The sequence below is a fragment of the Sinorhizobium medicae genome (genome assembly GCF_007827695.1).
Classification (GTDB): Bacteria; Pseudomonadota; Alphaproteobacteria; order Rhizobiales; family Rhizobiaceae; genus Sinorhizobium; species Sinorhizobium medicae.
In genome coordinates, this window is the sequence record NZ_VITA01000035.1 from 1 (window position 1) to 18,316 (window position 18,316).

General features: G+C 57.5%; 14 protein-coding genes and 2 pseudogenes. 6 read left to right on the top strand and 10 right to left on the bottom strand.

The window, feature by feature from the left end:
* Window positions 1-876 (bottom strand): annotated as a pseudogene (locus FB009_RS30645) (IS110 family RNA-guided transposase); the annotation flags it as partial.
* Between the two features lie 684 nt (window positions 877-1,560).
* Window positions 1,561-1,800, bottom strand: a complete 240-nt coding sequence (locus FB009_RS33500; RefSeq protein ID WP_018009149.1) for a helix-turn-helix domain-containing protein — start codon at window positions 1,798-1,800, stop codon at window positions 1,561-1,563.
* Between the two features lie 718 nt (window positions 1,801-2,518).
* Between FB009_RS33500 and FB009_RS34005 the strand changes: the two genes are divergently transcribed.
* Together FB009_RS34005 and FB009_RS34010 are read left to right on the top strand one after the other, a co-directional pair.
* Window positions 2,519-2,908 carry a hypothetical protein gene (locus tag FB009_RS34005; RefSeq protein WP_024325541.1) on the top strand — a complete coding sequence of 130 codons (390 nt, stop codon included), beginning with the start codon at window positions 2,519-2,521 and terminating at the stop codon, window positions 2,906-2,908.
* Between the two features lie 240 nt (window positions 2,909-3,148).
* On the top strand, window positions 3,149-3,730 hold the full coding sequence (locus tag FB009_RS34010; RefSeq protein WP_375714209.1) for a transposase: 582 nt from the start codon (window positions 3,149-3,151) through the stop codon (window positions 3,728-3,730).
* A 469-nt stretch (window positions 3,731-4,199) separates the two neighbouring features.
* Here the strand turns inward: FB009_RS34010 and nifT are convergent, their stop codons facing one another.
* From nifT to FB009_RS30700, 8 genes are all read right to left on the bottom strand, one after another.
* Window positions 4,200-4,406, bottom strand: coding sequence for a putative nitrogen fixation protein NifT (nifT, locus tag FB009_RS30665; protein ID WP_011970926.1), 207 nt, complete (start codon window positions 4,404-4,406; stop codon window positions 4,200-4,202).
* Window positions 4,407-4,594: 188 nt separating this feature from the next.
* Complete coding sequence (locus FB009_RS30670) at window positions 4,595-4,789, bottom strand: 4Fe-4S binding protein (RefSeq protein ID WP_010967429.1); 195 nt, start codon at window positions 4,787-4,789, stop codon at window positions 4,595-4,597.
* Window positions 4,790-4,820: 31 nt separating this feature from the next.
* Complete coding sequence (gene nifB / locus FB009_RS30675) at window positions 4,821-6,293, bottom strand: nitrogenase cofactor biosynthesis protein NifB (RefSeq protein WP_011970925.1); 1,473 nt, start codon at window positions 6,291-6,293, stop codon at window positions 4,821-4,823.
* 213 nt (window positions 6,294-6,506) lie between these two features.
* Window positions 6,507-8,132, bottom strand: coding sequence for a nif-specific transcriptional activator NifA (nifA, locus tag FB009_RS30680; protein ID WP_011970924.1), 1,626 nt, complete (start codon window positions 8,130-8,132; stop codon window positions 6,507-6,509).
* Between the two features lie 221 nt (window positions 8,133-8,353).
* Complete coding sequence (locus FB009_RS30685; protein WP_011970923.1) at window positions 8,354-8,650, bottom strand: ferredoxin family protein; 297 nt, start codon at window positions 8,648-8,650, stop codon at window positions 8,354-8,356.
* Window positions 8,651-8,662: 12 nt separating this feature from the next.
* The gene (locus FB009_RS30690) at window positions 8,663-9,970 is read right to left on the bottom strand and encodes an FAD-dependent oxidoreductase (RefSeq protein WP_011970922.1); all 1,308 of its coding nucleotides are present in this window, start codon (window positions 9,968-9,970) and stop codon (window positions 8,663-8,665) included.
* Window positions 9,971-9,981: 11 nt separating this feature from the next.
* Window positions 9,982-11,094, bottom strand: coding sequence for an electron transfer flavoprotein subunit alpha/FixB family protein (locus FB009_RS30695; protein WP_018010181.1), 1,113 nt, complete (start codon window positions 11,092-11,094; stop codon window positions 9,982-9,984).
* Window positions 11,075-11,962 carry an electron transfer flavoprotein subunit beta/FixA family protein gene (locus FB009_RS30700; protein WP_011970920.1) on the bottom strand — a complete coding sequence of 296 codons (888 nt, stop codon included), beginning with the start codon at window positions 11,960-11,962 and terminating at the stop codon, window positions 11,075-11,077. Before FB009_RS30700 ends, FB009_RS30695 begins: the two co-directional genes overlap by 20 nt.
* Before the next feature lie 1,512 nt (window positions 11,963-13,474).
* Between FB009_RS30700 and FB009_RS30720 the strand changes: the two are divergent.
* From FB009_RS30720 to nifK, 4 genes and pseudogenes are all read left to right on the top strand, one after another.
* Window positions 13,475-13,632, top strand: a pseudogene (locus tag FB009_RS30720) (RNA polymerase factor sigma-54); the annotation flags it as partial.
* A 540-nt stretch (window positions 13,633-14,172) separates the two neighbouring features.
* Window positions 14,173-15,066 carry a nitrogenase iron protein gene (gene nifH / locus FB009_RS30730; protein ID WP_011970918.1) on the top strand — a complete coding sequence of 298 codons (894 nt, stop codon included), beginning with the start codon at window positions 14,173-14,175 and terminating at the stop codon, window positions 15,064-15,066.
* Window positions 15,067-15,165: 99 nt separating this feature from the next.
* Entirely contained in the window at window positions 15,166-16,668 is a 1,503-nt protein-coding gene (gene nifD / locus FB009_RS30735; protein ID WP_024325543.1) for a nitrogenase molybdenum-iron protein alpha chain, read from the top strand.
* A gap of 90 nt (window positions 16,669-16,758) precedes the next feature.
* Complete coding sequence (gene nifK / locus FB009_RS30740) at window positions 16,759-18,300, top strand: nitrogenase molybdenum-iron protein subunit beta (RefSeq protein ID WP_011970916.1); 1,542 nt, start codon at window positions 16,759-16,761, stop codon at window positions 18,298-18,300.
* Window positions 18,301-18,316: the final 16 nt, after the last annotated feature.

Sequence of the window (18,316 nt, forward strand, 5' to 3'; positions counted from 1 at the left end):
CCCTCAATGAGTACCCTTCGAGCTCTTGTGTTGCCCGCCTTCGTGATCCCGCCACGCTTGACCCGTTCGCCGGTTGAGCTTTCCGACGGAACGAGGACCGAGATACGCCATCAGCTGGCGAGGATTATCAAAGCGCCTGACATCGCCGATTTCGACGACAAAGGTGACCGCCGTCATGAACGCGACGCCGCGCATCGCCTGGTAGGCGGCCACAACCGGCGCCATTGACCAGGATGCCGCGGTCTCGACGACCAGCTTGGTCAGCCGATCCAGGCGCACGCTGGCATCCGCGACAGCCTGGCAATATTCCGTCAGCAGGATTTGGTGGGCGGGATGATCGAAGGCCTGGCACGTTAGCCATCTTCGATGGGCACGCGTCCATGGTTCGCGGCCGGCATAGATCCTGCCATGACGCAACAAGAAGGACTGAAGTTGCTGACGGGCCTGCTTCAGCGCGTCGCTGGCCGCCTCGCGCGCCCGCACCAGATCGCGGATCGCCTCATGGCCTTCATCTGGGACCCAGACCGCGGTCAGTTCGCCCGCCCGGTGCAGGCGCGCCAGACTCATGGCATCCCGGCGGTTTGTCTTCACCCGATCGCCCGCACGTTTGGGTACCAGTGACGGCGCCACGACCACGCAATCATGCCCCAGTTCGACAATCTGCCGGACCGTAACCCGTGGGACCAGCTTCATAGCAAAAGTGAAGCTTAGCTCCGCGCTTGGAAAGCTTGCTGACCATCGATGCTACTGATGCCGGCTCCGAGGAAATGTCGTCGAAAAACCGTACCTCGCCGTTGCGGCTTCCATCGGCTAGGCCACAGAAATCTTCAGCTTCGAAGTATGCAGGCCGATGAAAATTACGCTATCTTCTTTCATGGTTCGCCCTCGCTAAGCATGGGGCAAGGCTCCGGCCTATCCAGAGCAACCCCCGATTTAGCTTACCGCGGGGGCGGGCCACCTTCATCCCGCGAACATACGGTCTAATCGCCGCTGGATGAAAGTTCAATGGCAGGTCAGTCGATCCGATCAATGCAGAGCCGCTTAACGGCCGTGTCGAGGTTGCGCTGCCAGAGATACAACGTACCAGCGCGACGAAGGTTGAAATCTCGCAGCACCGCGTGGACGACACTCCGACCGAGGCGGTTGCGCAGACAAAGGAACGCCACACGCCATTGCAGCGTCTATCGACGTCGTCCGGCACTGCTCAAAATCGCACGAAGCGCCGGCCCGCCCGAATGCGCGACTTGAAGGTCGGGCACGAGGGCCGAAAGCGCAGACCAGGACTTTCGACGATCCGATCTCCGTCGACGAGCTTGCCGCTCTGGGTGCGGACAACAAGCTCCTCAAGAGGTTGCGAGCTGAACTGCTTGTTGCACAGAACCTCTGGCTCAAGAAGATGCTCGAACGATTTGATGTCGAACGCGATGTGGCACCACTAGCGTCGGGCAGGAAAGCCCGTGAGCCCGAGTTTCGCGGATAGCCCCGGGAGAGGCTGCCCTACCTTGATGTCGCCTTTCGGATCTCGACGGCGTGTCTGAAGGAAATGAGAATCCGACATTGCTAAGTCAGGCCAAACGTGGAGCCTGGCACTTGGAGTGCAGCGGCGATGCGTCTTAGCCTGGCGGGGTCGACATCCGCGCCCAGTTCAATTCTAATAATCTCGGCTCCAGTGAGGCCGCTTGTAAGGGAGAGGTCCTCGACACTATATCCCGTTGCCTCGCGCGACTGCTTGACAGCGAAACCTATATCGACGCGGCCTCGGCAGGTGTTAGTGTTCAGGGTGCTCATAGCATTTGTCATGAAATGACTCCTTGGATAGTGCGCCAGGAGCGCGCGGTTCCCTATTAGAAAGCCAGCAGACATCAATATGTCCTGACAAAATCTTCGATGTTGCACTGCAATATAGGTCCAAGCGGTTGCGATGCAACCCCTTGGAGCGCGGCTGCGCCGAAGGACGTCGCCCACAACCCACTGCCCGTATCCGGCCGGGACGGTCTTCCGGTCGCTTAAGTCGGCGAGGACTACCTGCGGGGGATTCAGCGCTCTCGAGATTCTCTGCCATTGCAAGCTGATCGTGCGGATGCTTGCAATCGAGCAACGGTGTGGCGATTGTTGCGCGGAGTCAGCCTTCGCGCAGATCGAGTCGGCCGCTTGAGTGGATGCTCGGGCAGCTCGGTCAGGAGCGCGCTGGTGCTACGCTATCGTTCTGATTATCGGCGACTGGGTCGGCCCGTCGAATAGTACAAGCGCCGGAAGGCCCCGGCATACATTTCAATACTAGTCTAGTGCCCGTCCATAAACGGTAAACTGCTGAATTTATTGGGCGAATCGCGATATCTGCGCGGGCAAAGCCCGGCGGTTTCAGGTATACTTTAGATCAAGCTACTGATTCTAAAGACAAACCCGTAACCGCCGGAACCGACAATGCGCCAAGAACGCACCGTCCAAGCCAGCATATTTGATCTTTTCGCCGAACACGAGATCGGTCGTGAACTGAAGGCGATGTCGGAATGGCTGGATGAGCATGGCGATTTGCTCGGGCTGGTGGCGCGGGACCTGCGCCGGCATGGTCTCAGACAGACCGGCCGCGAGGGGCTACCAGCCGAGGCTGTGCTGCGCTGCGCTGCTCAAGCAGCATCGCCAGTTGAGTTACCAGGAACTGGCCTTCCACCTCGAAGACTCCGCCTCGTTCCGGGCGTTTGCCCGGCTGCCGTGGGGCTGGAACCCGAAGAAGTCGGTTTTGCACAAGACGATCAGCGCGATCCGGGCGCAAACCTTTGAAGAGATCAACGGGGTGCTGCTGGCGAGCGCCCGGCAGGAGAAGCTGGAAAGTGGCAAGGTCGTGCGCGTGGACAGCACCGTTACCGCCGCACTGATCCATGAACCGAGCGACAGCAGCCTGTTATGAGACGCTGTCCGGGTGACGGTGCGGCTGTTGCAGCAGGTCCGAGGCACTGGGTAGCGCCATTCCATGGCACGACCATCGCCGCGCGGCAAAGAAGCGGGCTCGGGCGATCGAATATATCCGCTGCCGCCCCAAACGGATCAAGCACTACCGCGAACTGCTCAAGATCACGCGCACGACCTTGAGTTATCTGCAGCAGGCCAGTGAACAGTTGCCGCTGACGGCGGGCCCGGCCGGCGAACTGTGGCAGGCCCAACTCCGCCACTACCGGCCGCTGATCGAGCGGATCATCGCCCAGACCGAACGGCGGGTCCTGGCCGGGGAGCCGGTTTCGGCCGGCGAGAAGCTGGTGAGCCTGTTCGAGCCGCATGGCGACATCATCGTCAAGGGCAGCCGCGACGTCGACTACGGCCACAAACTCAATCTGACCACCGGCAGAAGCGGACTGATCCTCGACCTCGTCGGCAACCCGACCGACAGCGAGCGCTTGCTGCCGATGCTGGAACGCCACATCGCCTTTTACGGCGAGCCGCCGCGTCAGGCGGCGGCCGACGGCGGCTATGCCAGCCGCGAAAATCTGAGCGGAGCGACATGGCTTTCCACAAGAAGCGCGGCCTCAGCATCGAAGACATGGTCAGCAGCCGGTGGGTCTATCGCAAGCTGCGCAACTTCCGCGCCGGCATCGAGGCCGGCATCTCTTGCCTGAAACGCGCTTATGGCTTGGGGCGCTGCACCTGGCGTGGGCTCGACCACTTCAAGGCTTATGTCTGGTCCTCGGTGGTCGCTTACAATCTCGCCCTCTTCGCCCGCCTCAGGCCGACCTGACGCTCCTGATCCGGTGGCGTTCAGAGCAAGCCCGGCGAGCGTCGGCCGATACCCTATGACCTATTGCCGCCAGATCGCTCTTCGGGCCATAACCTGCGCCGCCTTATGCCATCACGCGTCCCAAGAAACGGTGTCAGCCGGCAAACAACCTTTCAAAACCGCCGAAAAACAGGCGTTTATGGACGGGCACTAGTCTAGCGTTCCAGTTGCTTCGACCCTGCAATCGGATCGATACTAGGCCCGCGTAAGTGCTACTGGTGTCGGCGGCGATGTGTATCATCGCGATCGCTCCAGCGTCACGAACGCGCTGCACCCGGGGGATCCTTGGTCCCGGAACTCATCAATATCAACAATCAAAAAACTCGGCAAATGCAACCGCGTGAGGAACCTGAGCGCGGTCGCTCGATGATGGGAACCCCTGATCCCGCTCCAGGCAAATAGTCTCATCCATCTCGCAACTCATGTCCGGTCAGTGTCGCCGGATATTTGCCTCGACGGTAACCGGCAGGCGAGTGTCCTGCGGAAGGTGGGGCAGGGCCAGGCGCCACCCGTTCCTCAGCAGTATGGAGCCGCCCCATAGGTCTTCAGTCGCCACCGAAATGATCGGCTCCTCGAGGTCCTTCTTAGGGATATAGGCCGACAAGGCGTCGCCGGTTATGCGGATTGTGACTTTCATGATCTGTCCGTTCTGCAAGACTAGTGGCAGTTTCATTCATCCCGCGAGTGGAGGCTATTTCTACACATAGTTTGGTGGAGCCTCGCAAATTTCGACCCTGTTCTCCTACAACCTCTCCTCACGTCTTTGTGCTGCAGGACCTTAAAATTCAAAGTTCTGTCGGAACATATTGGTAGGCGGCTCGGAGCTCAGGCAGGGACGCAGGTGTTCGACACCGGACAGACCGATGCGCATTGCTGTGTATCGAATCCTCCCTTGCATTCGTTGCATTTGGTCGGGTCAATCACGTATTTCTCGCCTTTGAAATTGACCGCCCCCCGCGGACATTCAAACTCGCAGGCGCCGCACTGAGTGCATTGAGATGCAATAATCTTGAAGGCCATTGTAAAACTCCTTATTCAGTCGGAGGGCAGCTCAAGCTGTCGCCGTCTTTACCGGTGGTTCGATGCCAAACTCGGCGGCGTAGAGCGCGCCGAGCGCACTCTCGATGTAGTCATGGCCGTAAGCTTCCGTCGCTCGAAGCCCGGCCTGTGTCAGCTGTTTCCTTGGGTAATCTCCGATCTTGACGCAGAGCAGAATGTCTATTCCTTCAAGCGCATTGACGATGTGGTCGAGGGTGGCGTCCTCGCCCCAGCCGCCGAGGCAATACTGCTCAACCCTGCGGCGGCCTGCCAGCTTGATCCCTCTCCGAGAGACGGTGTAAACGTGAAATTCTTTCGCGTGTCCAAAATGTTCGTTGATCCGGCCCCCGCCTTTGGTCGCCACGGCAATGAGAAGCGATCCGCCATACTCCACCGACATTACCGTTCTGATCGCCTCGTTCTTGGCCACTAGGTGATCCCCGCGTTCGCGCGCGACCAACTGGCGATAGGCCTGTCGCTTGCTGGCATCGTAGGTTATCCCGTCGGGGATCTCAGCGAGCGTGAACTCGTGACCACGATCATCGCCGAGCAAGCCTATGGCATCGGCCCGGCACTGTCGACAATGACGCATCAGTTTGGTTCCTTCTAGACGGTCCTGAAGGGCCTGCAGTTCGAAGGCCTCCGGGCCGCGCTGCCCTGTCAGTCCGTAATAGGTCCCGTGTACTCGGTTTGAAATTAGCGGCATTACGTTGTGCAGCAACGCGCCTCGGCCTTTCACAACTTTGTTGACTTCGATCAGGTGCTCATCATTGACGCCGGGGATCATTACCGAGTTGACCTTGGTGAGGATGCCGCGTTCGGCCAGCATCTCCAGGCCCAACATCTGCCGTTCGTGCAGGATTCTCGCAGCGTCGATACCAGTGTGGCGGCGCTGACCATAGTAAATCCAGGGATAGATCTTTACGCCGACACGCGGATCGACCATGTTGATGGTGATCGTCACGTGATCGACGTTCATTTCGGCAAGCTCATCGACATGGTCCGGCAGCGAGAGCCCGTTCGTGGAGATGCATAGTCTTATGTCCGGAATTTCCCTAGCCACTCGTTCGAACGTCGCCCTTGTTTTCTTCCAGTCGTAACAAGCATCGCCAGGCCCAGCGATGCCGAGCACTGACAGCTGAGGCACTTCGTTGGCAACGGCAATCACCTTTCGCACCGCCTGGTCAGGTGTGAGCTTTTCCGAGGCAACACCGGGCCGACTTTCGTTGGCGCAATCGTATTTGCGATTGCAGTAGTTACACTGGATGTTGCAGGCAGGCGCGACCGCCACGTGCATGCGCGCGAAATAGTGATGCGCCTCCTCTGAAAAACAGGGGTGATTCTTAATCTTGTCCCAAGTTCCAGGATCTATGTCGCCCAGCGCCGTCGATGGAGGTGAGCAGCCAAGCGATTTAGCGTTCTCCAGCAACTGGTCAGAGAATGTAGTGCTGGTCCGGCTCTCACGCAAAATCATGGGTGTAAACATGAACAACTCCATTGGAGGGGGATTTTGCAATTCAACCAGCAACAGCTATGCTAAACCCTTTTCGATGGATTGGCGTCTTTGGATTCGGTCCTGTCCGTTTGCTCACAGGCTTGTCGGACTTGCGACAACGGCCAAGTTGAAGTGCATCCGGTCGTGTTTCGAAAGGACGGAGAAAAGAGGCGACGCTCGCGAAGCCTGTATCTCACCGGCAACTTAGAGCTTTCTCACCTCTACACCATGCCGACGTATAGCATACCCGACCTGCCGGGGCGTTTTTTCGAGGATGCGAGCTGCCTTTGCCTGATTCCAACCGGCCTCCTCCAGCGCACTGATCAACCGGTCGCGCTCGATCAGATTGGATGCCGCCCCTGCGGATGCGGGATCCTTCGGCGGAACATCATTGGCTGGCGCTCCTACCAACGGTGTCGTACCCGCGGACGCATCGGTGGCAATGTGGCAATGCGAACAGCGAATGCCTTTCCAGAGGCGAGAAGAAAAGCACTGGTCCGTCTGGCAGGCGAAATCTGACGAAGTGATCGTCTTTGCCCTGGCGAGAGTTGCAGTCCTCCGCACACAGTTTTCCAGTTCGCGAACGTTTCCGGGGAACTTGCACCTCGACAAGTGGTCAAGCGCAGACGGCACGAAATGGAGACCTCGACCGTTCTCTTCATTGAACCGCTGAAGGAAAGCTTTTGCAAGGAGCGGAATGTCACCGTCGCGTTTCCTAAGCGGCGGCAAAGTTATGGGCACCACACTGATGCGGTAGTAAAGGTCTTCCCTGAACTCCCCATTCCGGACCGCCATTTCGAGATCCTTATTTGTGGCGAATATGAGCCGGATGTCGACTTTCAGCGTCTTTGTGCCGCCGACTCGTTCAAATTCACCTTCCTGTATTACGCGTAGCAGTTTTGCTTGGAATGCCGGCGGAATCTCGCCGATTTCATCGAGCAGCAACGTTCCGCCATTCGCCGATTCGAAACGGCCTACTCGTTGAGCAATAGCCCCGGTGAAGGCACCTTTCTCATGTCCAAACAGCTCTGATTCGAGAAGGCTCTCAGACAGCGCGGGGCAATTGAACTTAATGAACGGCTTTTTTTGCCGAGTCGAATGCTGGTGAATTAGCTTCGCAAAGCATTCCTTGCCAGTTCCGCTTTCGCCCCTGAGGAGAACGGTTGAATTGGTCTCTGCCACGACTTTGGCGGTTTCTACCGCCGCCATGAGGGCGGGACTTTCCCCGATGATCCCGTCATTCTTGAGCAGCCGCTGGCGGGCGAAACCCTGGCTCTGCTCATCATGTGAATTCTGCTGTTCTTGCTGCTCTTCGGCAAATGTCCGCCCACGCCTGCTGATAGTGCGATGAAGCCGAATGGCCCTGCCCGCAAGATCGGCGGCCATGGAAAGCAAGTGGACCTCCTCTTCATAGTCATAACCGGACTCTTTGGCGCGCTCGAACCACAGCATTCCGCCCGTTTCGTGATCGACCTCCACCGCCGCAGCGATGAAGGCCGTCGGACCAATTCCGTGCCATTTTATCTGATCCTTGAACAGCTCCGAGTTGCAAACGTCTGGTACGACCAGCCGCCCGGCAGTGATGATTTGGTCTATTGCGGCCTTTGGTACAGTATAGTCAGCGGCAGAAGGAGACCCACTGCTGCGGGTAGCCGCTGTGATCTTTGCCTCTCCTTCCGACGCCGGAATCTCGAGTCCGCCGCGGCGCATGCGCAGAACCAAAGAGAGGGTATTCACGAAATTGTTCAGCGTGATGTCAAGACGAGTGGGGGCAATCAGAGCCTTTGATATGCTGTAAATTTCGGCGGACCGCTTGTCCTGTTTGCGCATGTCTCTTTGTGAAGGTACAGACAGGGCACTAACTCCCCTGAACGAATTGCGATGCGAGCACCTTAGTCATTTTCTCGCCCATTTAATATTAGGAGGTATGCGTATTGACAGTCGGAGAGCGATAAAGTTACGGAAGGTAAGTTGGTTTCCTTGTAAGGTTCCCTGGCACTTCGTTCCCCTTTTGAACGCCGATCTAGCCTGTGAATCGACCTTAGAGTGGCTCATCCGAACTTGAAGAGGATACCGAAGCCACCTCGTGGATAGCTCCACTCGACGTCACCGTTTGCCTCGCACAACACTCTGCATGTGCCGCACTCCATGCAGCCATCAGCAGTGACTTCCACTTGCCCAGTTTCATTCAACTCGTAGCATTTGGCCGGGCAGACTCGCGTGAGCGCGAGCAGGTTTAAGCTTGGCGACCGGTGTGGCCGCACTGTAATGTGTGGACGCCCTGCGTCGACCAGATAGCGGTTCTGGTAGAGCTTGTCTTCGATACGATCCGCGATTGCCGTCTTCATCTCATTTCTCCTTTAGCGCCAGGCGGAGGCGAGGCGAACCGCGTCACTGACGAGACCCCATCGGGATCGTGCCCTGAGAAAGGCGGCGGTGGTCGCAATTTCCCTCTCAATCTTAGGCGTGCCGTCCACGCGCACGAAGTTCTGCGCGGCATGCGATATCAGCTGCGGGTACGTCGTGAAGAAGTTTGGGGAATTGGTATGGAGCAGGGAAGGCATGTCCTTTTGTTTGCTCAGGTCCTCAACAACGAAGGACTTGTCTAGTATCGTTTTGTAGAGAGAGAGGCTCGCCTTATCCATCACCCCCCCGCGGCTCTTTATGATTGAAATCGCCTCTCCCGCCATCCTCCCAGATGCCATGGCAAGGTTAGACCCTTCGCGGTGCACGGCATTGTTAAGTTGCGCCGCGTCTCCAACGACGACCCAGCCGTTACCGCAGAGCCGCGGTATTGCGTTGAAACCGCCCTCCGGAATGAGATGGGCCGCATACTCCTTCACTTCCGACCCTGCTATTAACGGCTGGATTGACGGGTGGCGTTTAAAGGCGTCGAGAAGCGCGTAAGGTCTCTCCATGGTCTCGGCGAAGTTGGAGATGAGGCAGCCGATGCCGAGTGAGATTGACTCCTTATTGGTATAGAGGAAGCCCAATCCTGCCATTCCGCGCGAGATTGTCCCGCCCGCCTCGATCACGCATCCTTCATCGCCTGTCAGTCCGAAGCGCGATGCGATCACCTCTTCGGGGAGGAAATGCAATTCCTTTACCGCGAGGGCTACGTTTTTCGACTTCGGCACCTCACGTAAGCCGGCGCGCGTGCCAAGGAGTCCGTTGACCCCTTCAGCGAGCACGACCACATCTGCAAGAACGACGTCGCCAGCGCGGTCAGTGCGGACGCCTATCGCCTTCCCGGCACTGTCCCATTCCAGTCCTGTAGCCGTTGTTTCACACAGGACCGTTCCGCCAGCCTCGCACACCTTGCGCGATAACCATTTATCGAATTGAGCGCGAATGATCGTGTAGCGGTTTGGCGTCACCTCATTGAAGTCGTCTGACCGGTAGTGCATCCCGGTGTGAGACGTGTCGTCCATTATCCAGAATCGCTGCTCGACGAGATGCCGCTCGAGCGGTGCGTCATTCCGGAAATCTGGAATGATTGCCTCCAGCATGTTGGCGTACATTATTGCGCCTTGGACGTTCTTTGAACCCGGATACTCTCCGCGCTCCAACTGCAGCACCTTTAGCCCACGGCTAGCCATCGCGTAAGCCGCCGCATTCCCGGACATACCGGCACCAACGACGATGGCGTCAAATTTTTCCTTTGTCATTGGTCCTTGTCTCACTGCACAAACTTCTCAAGATTGCGTGGCTCCAACCGTTTAGTGAAGACTTCCGTCAGGGCAGGCAGAAAACTGATCGCATCGGCCACAACGCCGAGGTGGGCGAAATCGAAGATGGGCGCGTTCGGATCGGTGTTGATAGCAACAATGAGGTCAGATCCTTCGACGCCAACGCGGTGCTGAACGGCGCCCGAGATCCCAGCCGCTATATAGAGCTTTGGCCGGATCGTGTTGCCCGTTTGGCCGATCTGCCGGTCAACCGGCATCCACCCCTTTTGGACTAGCGGCCGCGAACACCCAAAATCCCCGCCGAGCGTTCGTGCGAGATCCTTCAAGAGCTGAAGGTTCTGCACTGCTCCAAGACCGAGTCCCCCGGCAACCACGACGTCGGCATAGGCGAGATTGGCCGTGTTCGAGTCGCCATCAGAAAAAAAGGCAAGGACTTTGGTCGCAATCTCCTCCTCAAGCATCTTCAGCTCGTGCCGGATAATGCTTCCGGTTGGCTTGTTCACGCGTTGCGGCATGGCCATTACACTCGGCCGTACGGTGGCCATCTGCGGTCGACACTTGAGTGTATAGATCGTGCAAAGCAAGGAACCGCCGAAGGTTGGCCTGGTCGCAGCGAGCGAACCATCTGAATCAACATTTAGTTCAGTGCAATCGGCCGTGAGTCCCGTCTTCAATGTCGTTGCCACCGATCCGGCGAGGTCGCGGCCGAGCGTAGTCGCACCGAGAAGCAGTATTTCCGGCTTGTTTGCCGAGACGAGATCCGTCAGGGCTTTGGTGAAAGGCTCGTTCCGATAGTGGGCGAGTAGCGGCGACTCGACGAGGTAGCTGAGGTCGGCGCCGTAAGCGAAGGCGTCCGCAATAGCATTTGCCGTGCCCTGTCCTCCCGGCGGCCCAATGACCACGCCCGCAAGATGGACACCCAGCTTGTCGGCGAGCTTGCGGCCTTCACCGAGTAGTTCGATGGAGACGGGATGCACCTGACCGTGCTCCAGTTCGATGAAGACCCATACGTTCCGATAGTCCTGGAACTGCTTGGGTAGCTCCTTCTTCATGGCGGCGCGTCCGGAGGGTGGGGAACAGGCTTCACGATTCTCGGTCGACATCTGGTACTCCTTGCTGTCCCGTGCTGCCTAGGAAGCCGAGATCGTGTTTCAACGCCGGCTGGTCGGCAAAGATTGCCGCGATCAGACCGTCCGCGACCTCGCGCAGTGGCTTATTTGTGGTGTCGATCTGCCTTGCCTTTTGTTCGCGCGAAGTCGGGGCAAACACGCGCTTTACGACTGTCGGGGATCCTCGCAAGCCACAGTTGGCCGGTTCTGCAATGCCGGCGTCCGCCGCACTCCACTTGACGACCTTGGTGCGCGCGGCGCGAAGGGCGTCGTCGAGACGCCCGCGACGGATGGCGTCGGCGCCGTCCAGCATAGTGACAAGGCAAGGTAGTCTGGTTCTCAGGATCTGCGAGCCGCCTTCCGCGCGCCGCTCAACAGTGATCTCGCGCGAAGCGGCATCAATGGAGAGAATCTTCGCCACGTAAGTGAGCTGCTGTAGGTCGAGGCGCTTGGCAATTCCAGGTCCAACTTGGGCAGTGTCGCCGTCGATCGTCTGCTTGCCGGTGAACACAACATCAGGCGTGCCGAAGGTCTCGCCGATCTCCGCGATTGCTTGAGCAAGAGCGAAGGAGGTCGCGAGCGTATCCGAGCCTGCAAAATGGCGGTCGGTCAAGAGAACGGCGCGATGTGCGCCAAACGTAAGTGCCTTGCGCAGCGCGTCCTCGGCCATCTTAGGGCCCATGGTCACCACGGTAACCTCGCCTCCATACGCCTCGCACAACTTCAGTGCTTCTTCGAGGGCAGCCAGGTCATGGGGGTTGATAATGGTCGGCACGCCCTGTCGCATGATCGTGTTGGTCACCGGATGGACGCGTATTTGTGCAGAATCCGGCACCTGCTTTATGCAGACTACAAGGTGCATGGTGTCTCTCCAGGCTCCAATCACATGTGTGCCAGCGTTTCCGTTGCTGGCAAGCGTTACAGCAACCGGAATGGTCCTCACTGTCTTGCTCGATATTGTGTCTTCTTACCGCTTCCTAGGGGGATGATCGTGCAAAAGTCGTGCCAGGTCGCAGACGTGACTGAAATAACGCTAATTGCTTTTCTTCAAATAGTTACAGCGGGAAATTGGCCGTATGGTTGAAGGAACAACCTGTGTCGAGGAGCCGACAAAGGCGACGGACAATGTCATATGGCTGCGGCAATCATCCGCTCGACGGCGGGTTTCTTCGCCTATCGGACGCTGAGGTGATGAGCGGAGGATGCCGCGGTTGCAATGGCGGACATTTTTGAGAGGGCTGCGCATCTCAACTCGCACGGGGATTGTCTGCGCGATCGGAAGGCAAGGCGCGTGCGGCGCCTTCCAAGGCGCATGATGATCGTGCTCGTCACTGAAGCGACGTGAATTCGCGCAGAAATCCGGCACCTGCTTGATACAGACTACGAGGTGCATGCTATCTCTCCAGGCTCCAATCATATGTGTGCCAGCGTTTCTGTCTCTTCCAGCATCAACCGTGCCAATCACTGACGTCATCACAAGGCATTGATGTGATCGACGTATTTCCTTGGAGATTCCCACGTGTTGTATCGCGCACACGGTCGTGTCACCTCCCAACACGTCCCGTGGAACTGGAAATTTTGTCTGCGGCTGCTATGTTCGGGGACACCCCTGCGTCTGTTCGGACATGCATCATGCGCGCCTGCTCGAGAAGAAGCTCTCCAACCTGCAGGCGATGCTTCCTCCCGATCCTCAACGCCGTCGTCCAGACGGGCAAGTCGCTCCTCATTATCGCTGGCTGAAGACCATCGGAATAGCCAACCCGCTGCACGGCCCTGTCGCAGCAGGTGTTGGTCGCTTGGAGAGAGACTTCGGTGATGGGACGTCTTATATTTGCCGCGGGTGTGATTGGTGCGAATGCACGAGCTTGGCCTTATTGCAGGCCCCTTCTATCGTTTGGACCTTTACCGGCCGGACACGTGACGACACGCATACGACAATGTTCGTCACCTTTGTCGGCTTAACGACACAAGTTGTTCGTTCGAACATATGGTCAATTTCCAGGATTAGCTATCTGAAAAAAGGCTATAAGCTTTATTTGGTCACTCCTTCGGCCTGGCACGACTTTTGCAAGATCACCCAGTGGTGCCCCTGCTGTGCGCATTCATTTGTCCCGAACAACCGAACTCGTTTAAACAACAAAGGAAGCAAGATGGCAGCTCTGCGTCAGATCGCGTTCGACGGTAAGGGATATCCGCAATCTCCAAAATGCACTCGCCCTAACTGGACACGGGTCGGCAATATTGACGGGAGCATCGCGTTAGCATGGCCTTTTCCCCAGCCTTCATTTAATGCAGTCGCAGTCGCATTCGCTGACTATGACGCCGCAGCTGATGCAGTCAATCCAGCTGCTTCAGATAGGTCATCTGGAACTCAGCGGTGCTCTCGGACGACGACATCGTCGACGTCCTCAAGAAGACAGGTGTCGATATCGGCGGGCGCACGGTCGCAAAATATCGCGGAGCGATGAACATCCAGCCTCTGTCCAAGGCCGCCGCGAGAAGCGTGCACTGCCGAGGGCCACGGGACTCTGAGGGATGCTGGCCCGCAAGTACGCTCGAGCAGGCGGGTCCGGTGGCTCCTGGAGCGAGATCGCGACATCAGCCGCCCGGTTTTTGGGCCGCTCTCTTTTGTTCCCCCCGTGGCGGGAATGCACTCACGTTCACAGCAGCTAAGCATATGCGGCAGAAATTCTGTCGTTCCCGATCGCGAGGAAGGCGCAAAAAGAAGCCGCTACCCAGAGCAGACCGTACAGCGTCATCGCGGCCACTCGGCGTGTCGTCGCCCAGTCACAAGGGCTTCCACGCAAGGCGGCAATTCGTTGAGCGATTTCTGGCGCGTGACGACCGCCCACACGACACTGTCCGGTGCCCTTGTCGGCTTAGCGACACGAGTTGTTCGTTCAACCATGTGGTCAATTTCCAGATCTAACTATCTGAAAGAAAGTCAGAAGCTTTATTTTAGACACTCCTGCGGCCTGGCACGACTTTTGCACGATCACCCCTGGGCGCGCATGCTGTTGCGCATTCATGTGTCCGAACAACCGAAATAGTTTAAACAACAAAGGAAGCAAGATGGCAGCTCTGCGTCAGATCGCGTTCTACGGTAAGGGGGGTATCGGCAAGTCCACGACCTCCCAAAATACACTCGCCGCGCTTGTCGACCTGGGGCAAAAGATCCTTATTGTCGGCTGCGATCCGAAAGCGGACTCCACGCGCCTCATCCTGAACGCAAAGGCACAGGACACCGTACTGCATCTTGCGGCAACCGAAGGTTCGGTCGAAGACCTCGAACTCGAGGACGTGCTCAAAGTTGGTTACAGAGGCATCAAGTGCGTGGAGTCCGGTGGCCCAGAGCCGGGCGTTGGCTGCGCCGGACGCGGCGTCATCACCTCGATCAACTTCCTGGAAGAGAACGGCGCCTATAACGATGTCGACTACGTTTCATACGACGTGCTAGGGGACGTCGTATGCGGCGGCTTTGCGATGCCCATTCGCGAAAACAAGGCTCAGGAAATCTACATCGTCATGTCCGGTGAGATGATGGCGCTCTATGCCGCCAACAACATCGCCAAGGGTATCCTGAAATACGCCCATGCGGGCGGCGTGCGGCTAGGGGGCTTGATTTGCAACGAGCGCCAGACCGACCGGGAACTCGACCTCGCCGAGGCACTGGCCGCCAGGCTCAATTCCAAGCTCATCCACTTCGTGCCGCGCGACAATATCGTTCAGCACGCAGAGCTCAGAAAGATGACAGTGATCCAATATGCGCCGGACTCCAAGCAAGCCGGGGAATATCGCGCCCTGGCTGAAAAGATCCATGCAAATTCCGGCCGAGGCACCGTCCCTACACCGATCACTATGGAGGAACTAGAGGACATGCTGCTCGACTTTGGAATCATGAAGAGCGACGAGCAGATGCTTGCCGAACTCCATGCCAAGGAAGCCAAGGTAATAGCCCCCCACTGAATCGCCGCCGAGAGGGTGGCGCAGCTGGACGCGGCGTGCCATTCCACAAACGGCGCCATTGATGAGGTGTCACCTGGATCGTGAAATGGGCAGGCCCAAATGAGCCTCGACTATGAGAATGACGATGCTTTGCACGAGAAGCTTATCGAAGAAGTGCTATCCCACTATCCAGACAAGGCGGCGAAGCGCCGTAAAAAGCACCTGAGTGTCGCAAAGAACAAGCAGGAGACCGCCGAGGAAGGACAGGTGGTTTCCGAGTGCGACGTAAAGTCGAACATCAAGTCGATCCCGGGCGTAATGACGATCCGCGGCTGCGCCTATGCCGGTTCCAAAGGCGTTGTTTGGGGTCCGATAAAGGACATGGTGCACATTTCGCACGGCCCGGTCGGTTGTGGCCAATATTCCTGGTCACAGCGCCGCAACTATTACGTCGGTACGACGGGCATCGACGCCTTCGTGACGATGCAGTTTACCTCCGACTTTCAGGAGAAGGACATCGTTTTCGGTGGTGACAAGAAACTAGAAAAGATCATCGACGAGATCGAGGAACTGTTTCCGCTCAACAACGGTGTCACCGTGCAATCGGAATGTCCCATCGGCTTGATTGGTGACGACATCGAGGCGGTTTCGCGAAAGAAGGCTGAGGAGTACAACACAACAATCGTGCCGGTGCGTTGCGAAGGCTTCCGCGGTGTATCGCAGTCCCTTGGACATCACATTGCTAACGACGCGATACGCGACTGGGTTTTCGACACGACCGAAGTCGCGTACGAAGCTGGTCGATACGACGTTAACGTGATCGGTGACTACAATATCGGCGGTGACGCCTGGGCATCGCGCATCCTGCTCGAGGAGATCGGGCTGCACGTGGTCGGCAACTGGTCGGGGGACGCCACACTCGCGGAGATAGAGCGCGCGCCGACGGCAAAGCTAAATCTTATCCACTGCTACCGGTCGATGAATTACATCTGCCGGCACATGGAGGAAAAGTATGGTGTGCCTTGGATGGAGTACAATTTCTTTGGTCCATCCCAGATCGAAGCCTCATTGCGCCAGATAGCGAAACATTTTGGACCGGAAATCGAGGAAAGGGCCGAGAGGGTAATCGCCAGGTACAGCGCCCTGACCTATGCTGTGATCGACAAGTACTGGCCGCGCCTTCGGGGCAAAAGGGTAATGCTTTACGTCGGCGGCTTGCGCCCACGTCACGTCATTACTGCCTATGAGGACCTCGGCATGGAGATCGTAGGGACCGGCTACGAATTCGCCCACAACGACGACTATCAGCGCACTGGTCACTACGTGAAGGAGGGCACGCTGATCTACGACGATGTCACCGGCTATGAACTCGAAAAGTTCATCGAGAGGATTCGCCCCGATCTCGTCGGCTCCGGCATCAAAGAAAAATACTCGGTGCAAAAGATGGGCATCCCATTCCGTCAGATGCACTCTTGGGATTATTCCGGACCGTATCACGGCTATGATGGCTTCGCCATCTTCGCCCGCGACATGGACCTTGCGGTCAATAATCCGGTCTGGGAACTCTACGACGCGCCCTGGCAGAAGGCGGCAATGCTTGCGGCATCAGGCGCCGCTGAATGAGAGTCCGATCTCTCCCCCGCGAGAGATCAGCAACGTCTCGAACGTCTCTGTGCCGCCGTAAGACGATGCCGATATGGAAGAGGTTACCACATGCCGCAGTCCGCCGAGAAAGTGCTCGACCATGCTCCCCTTTTCCGCGAGCCGGAATATAGGAAAATGCTGGCCGAAAAGAAGCGAAACTTCGAACGACCATACCCGGATCGGACCGTCACTGATCAACGCGAATTCACCAAAACCTGGCATTATCGCGAAATAAATCTCGCCCGCGAAGCGCTCGTCGTGAACCCGGCCAAGGCCTGTCAGCCGCTTGGCGCGGTTTATGCGGCGGCCGGGTTTGAGCGGACAATGTCGTTTGTACATGGCAGTCAAGGGTGCGTTGCCTATTACCGTTCGCACCTGTCGCGCCATTTCAAGGAGCCGTCGTCCGCGGTCTCATCTTCGATGACAGAAGACGCTGCGGTATTTGGCGGCTTGAAGAACATGGTCGATGGCTTAGCCAATACTTATAAGCTCTACGATCCGAAGATGATCGCCGTGTCGACCACGTGCATGGCGGAGGTCATTGGTGACGACTTGCACGGCTTCATTGAAAATGCCAAGGACGAAGGCGCCGTCCCCCATGATTTCGATGTCCCTTTTGCGCACACGCCGGCATTCGTCGGCAGCCATGTCGATGGTTATGACAGCATGGTTAAAGGCGTGCTGGAGAATTTCTGGAAGGGCGAGCAGCGCACTGTAAAACCTGGCTCGATCAACATCATCCCGGGCTTCGATGGATTCTGCGTCGGGAACAATCGCGAGTTGAAGCGCCTGCTCAATTTGATGGGTGTTTCCTATACGTTCATCCAAGATGCCTCCGACCAATTTGATACGCCCTCGGATGGTGAGTTCCGCATGTATGACGGAGGCACCAAGATCGAGGACGTGAGAGCGGCACTGAATGCCGAGGCGACAGTGTCACTGCAGCAATACAATACTCGCAGAACACTGGAATATTGCAAAGCGGCCGGACAGGCGACGGTGTCCTTTCACTATCCTCTCGGTGTCAAGGCGACAGACGAGTTCCTGGTGAAAGTATCGGAGATCTCCGGCAGGGAAATCCCCGAGGCAATCCGCCTGGAGCGCGGCCGGCTTGTCGACGCGATGGCGGACAGCCAGTCTTGGCTGCACGGTAAGAAATACGCGATCTACGGCGACCCCGACTTCGTATACGCCGTAGCGCGATTCACCATGGAGACTGGAGGGGAGCCAACCCACTGCCTAGCAACCAACGGCACCCCAGCCTGGGAAGCTGAGATGAAAAAGCTGCTCGCATCCTCGCCCCTGGGCAATGATGCACAGGTTTGGACGAACAAGGATCTCTGGGCAATGCGCTCACTCCTTTTCACCGAGCCGGTGGACCTGCTGATCGGCAATTCCTATGGCAAGTATCTGGAGCGCGATACCGGCACGCCGCTGATCCGGCTGATGTTTCCGATTTTCGACCGGCACCACCATCACCGTTTTCCCCTGATGGGCTATCAAGGTGGACTGCGTGTGTTGACGACGATCCTCGATAAGATCTTCGACCGACTCGATCGTGAGACGATGCAGGTGGGAGTGACGGACTATTCTTATGACCTTACTCGCTAGAGCAGCGGACGGCCAA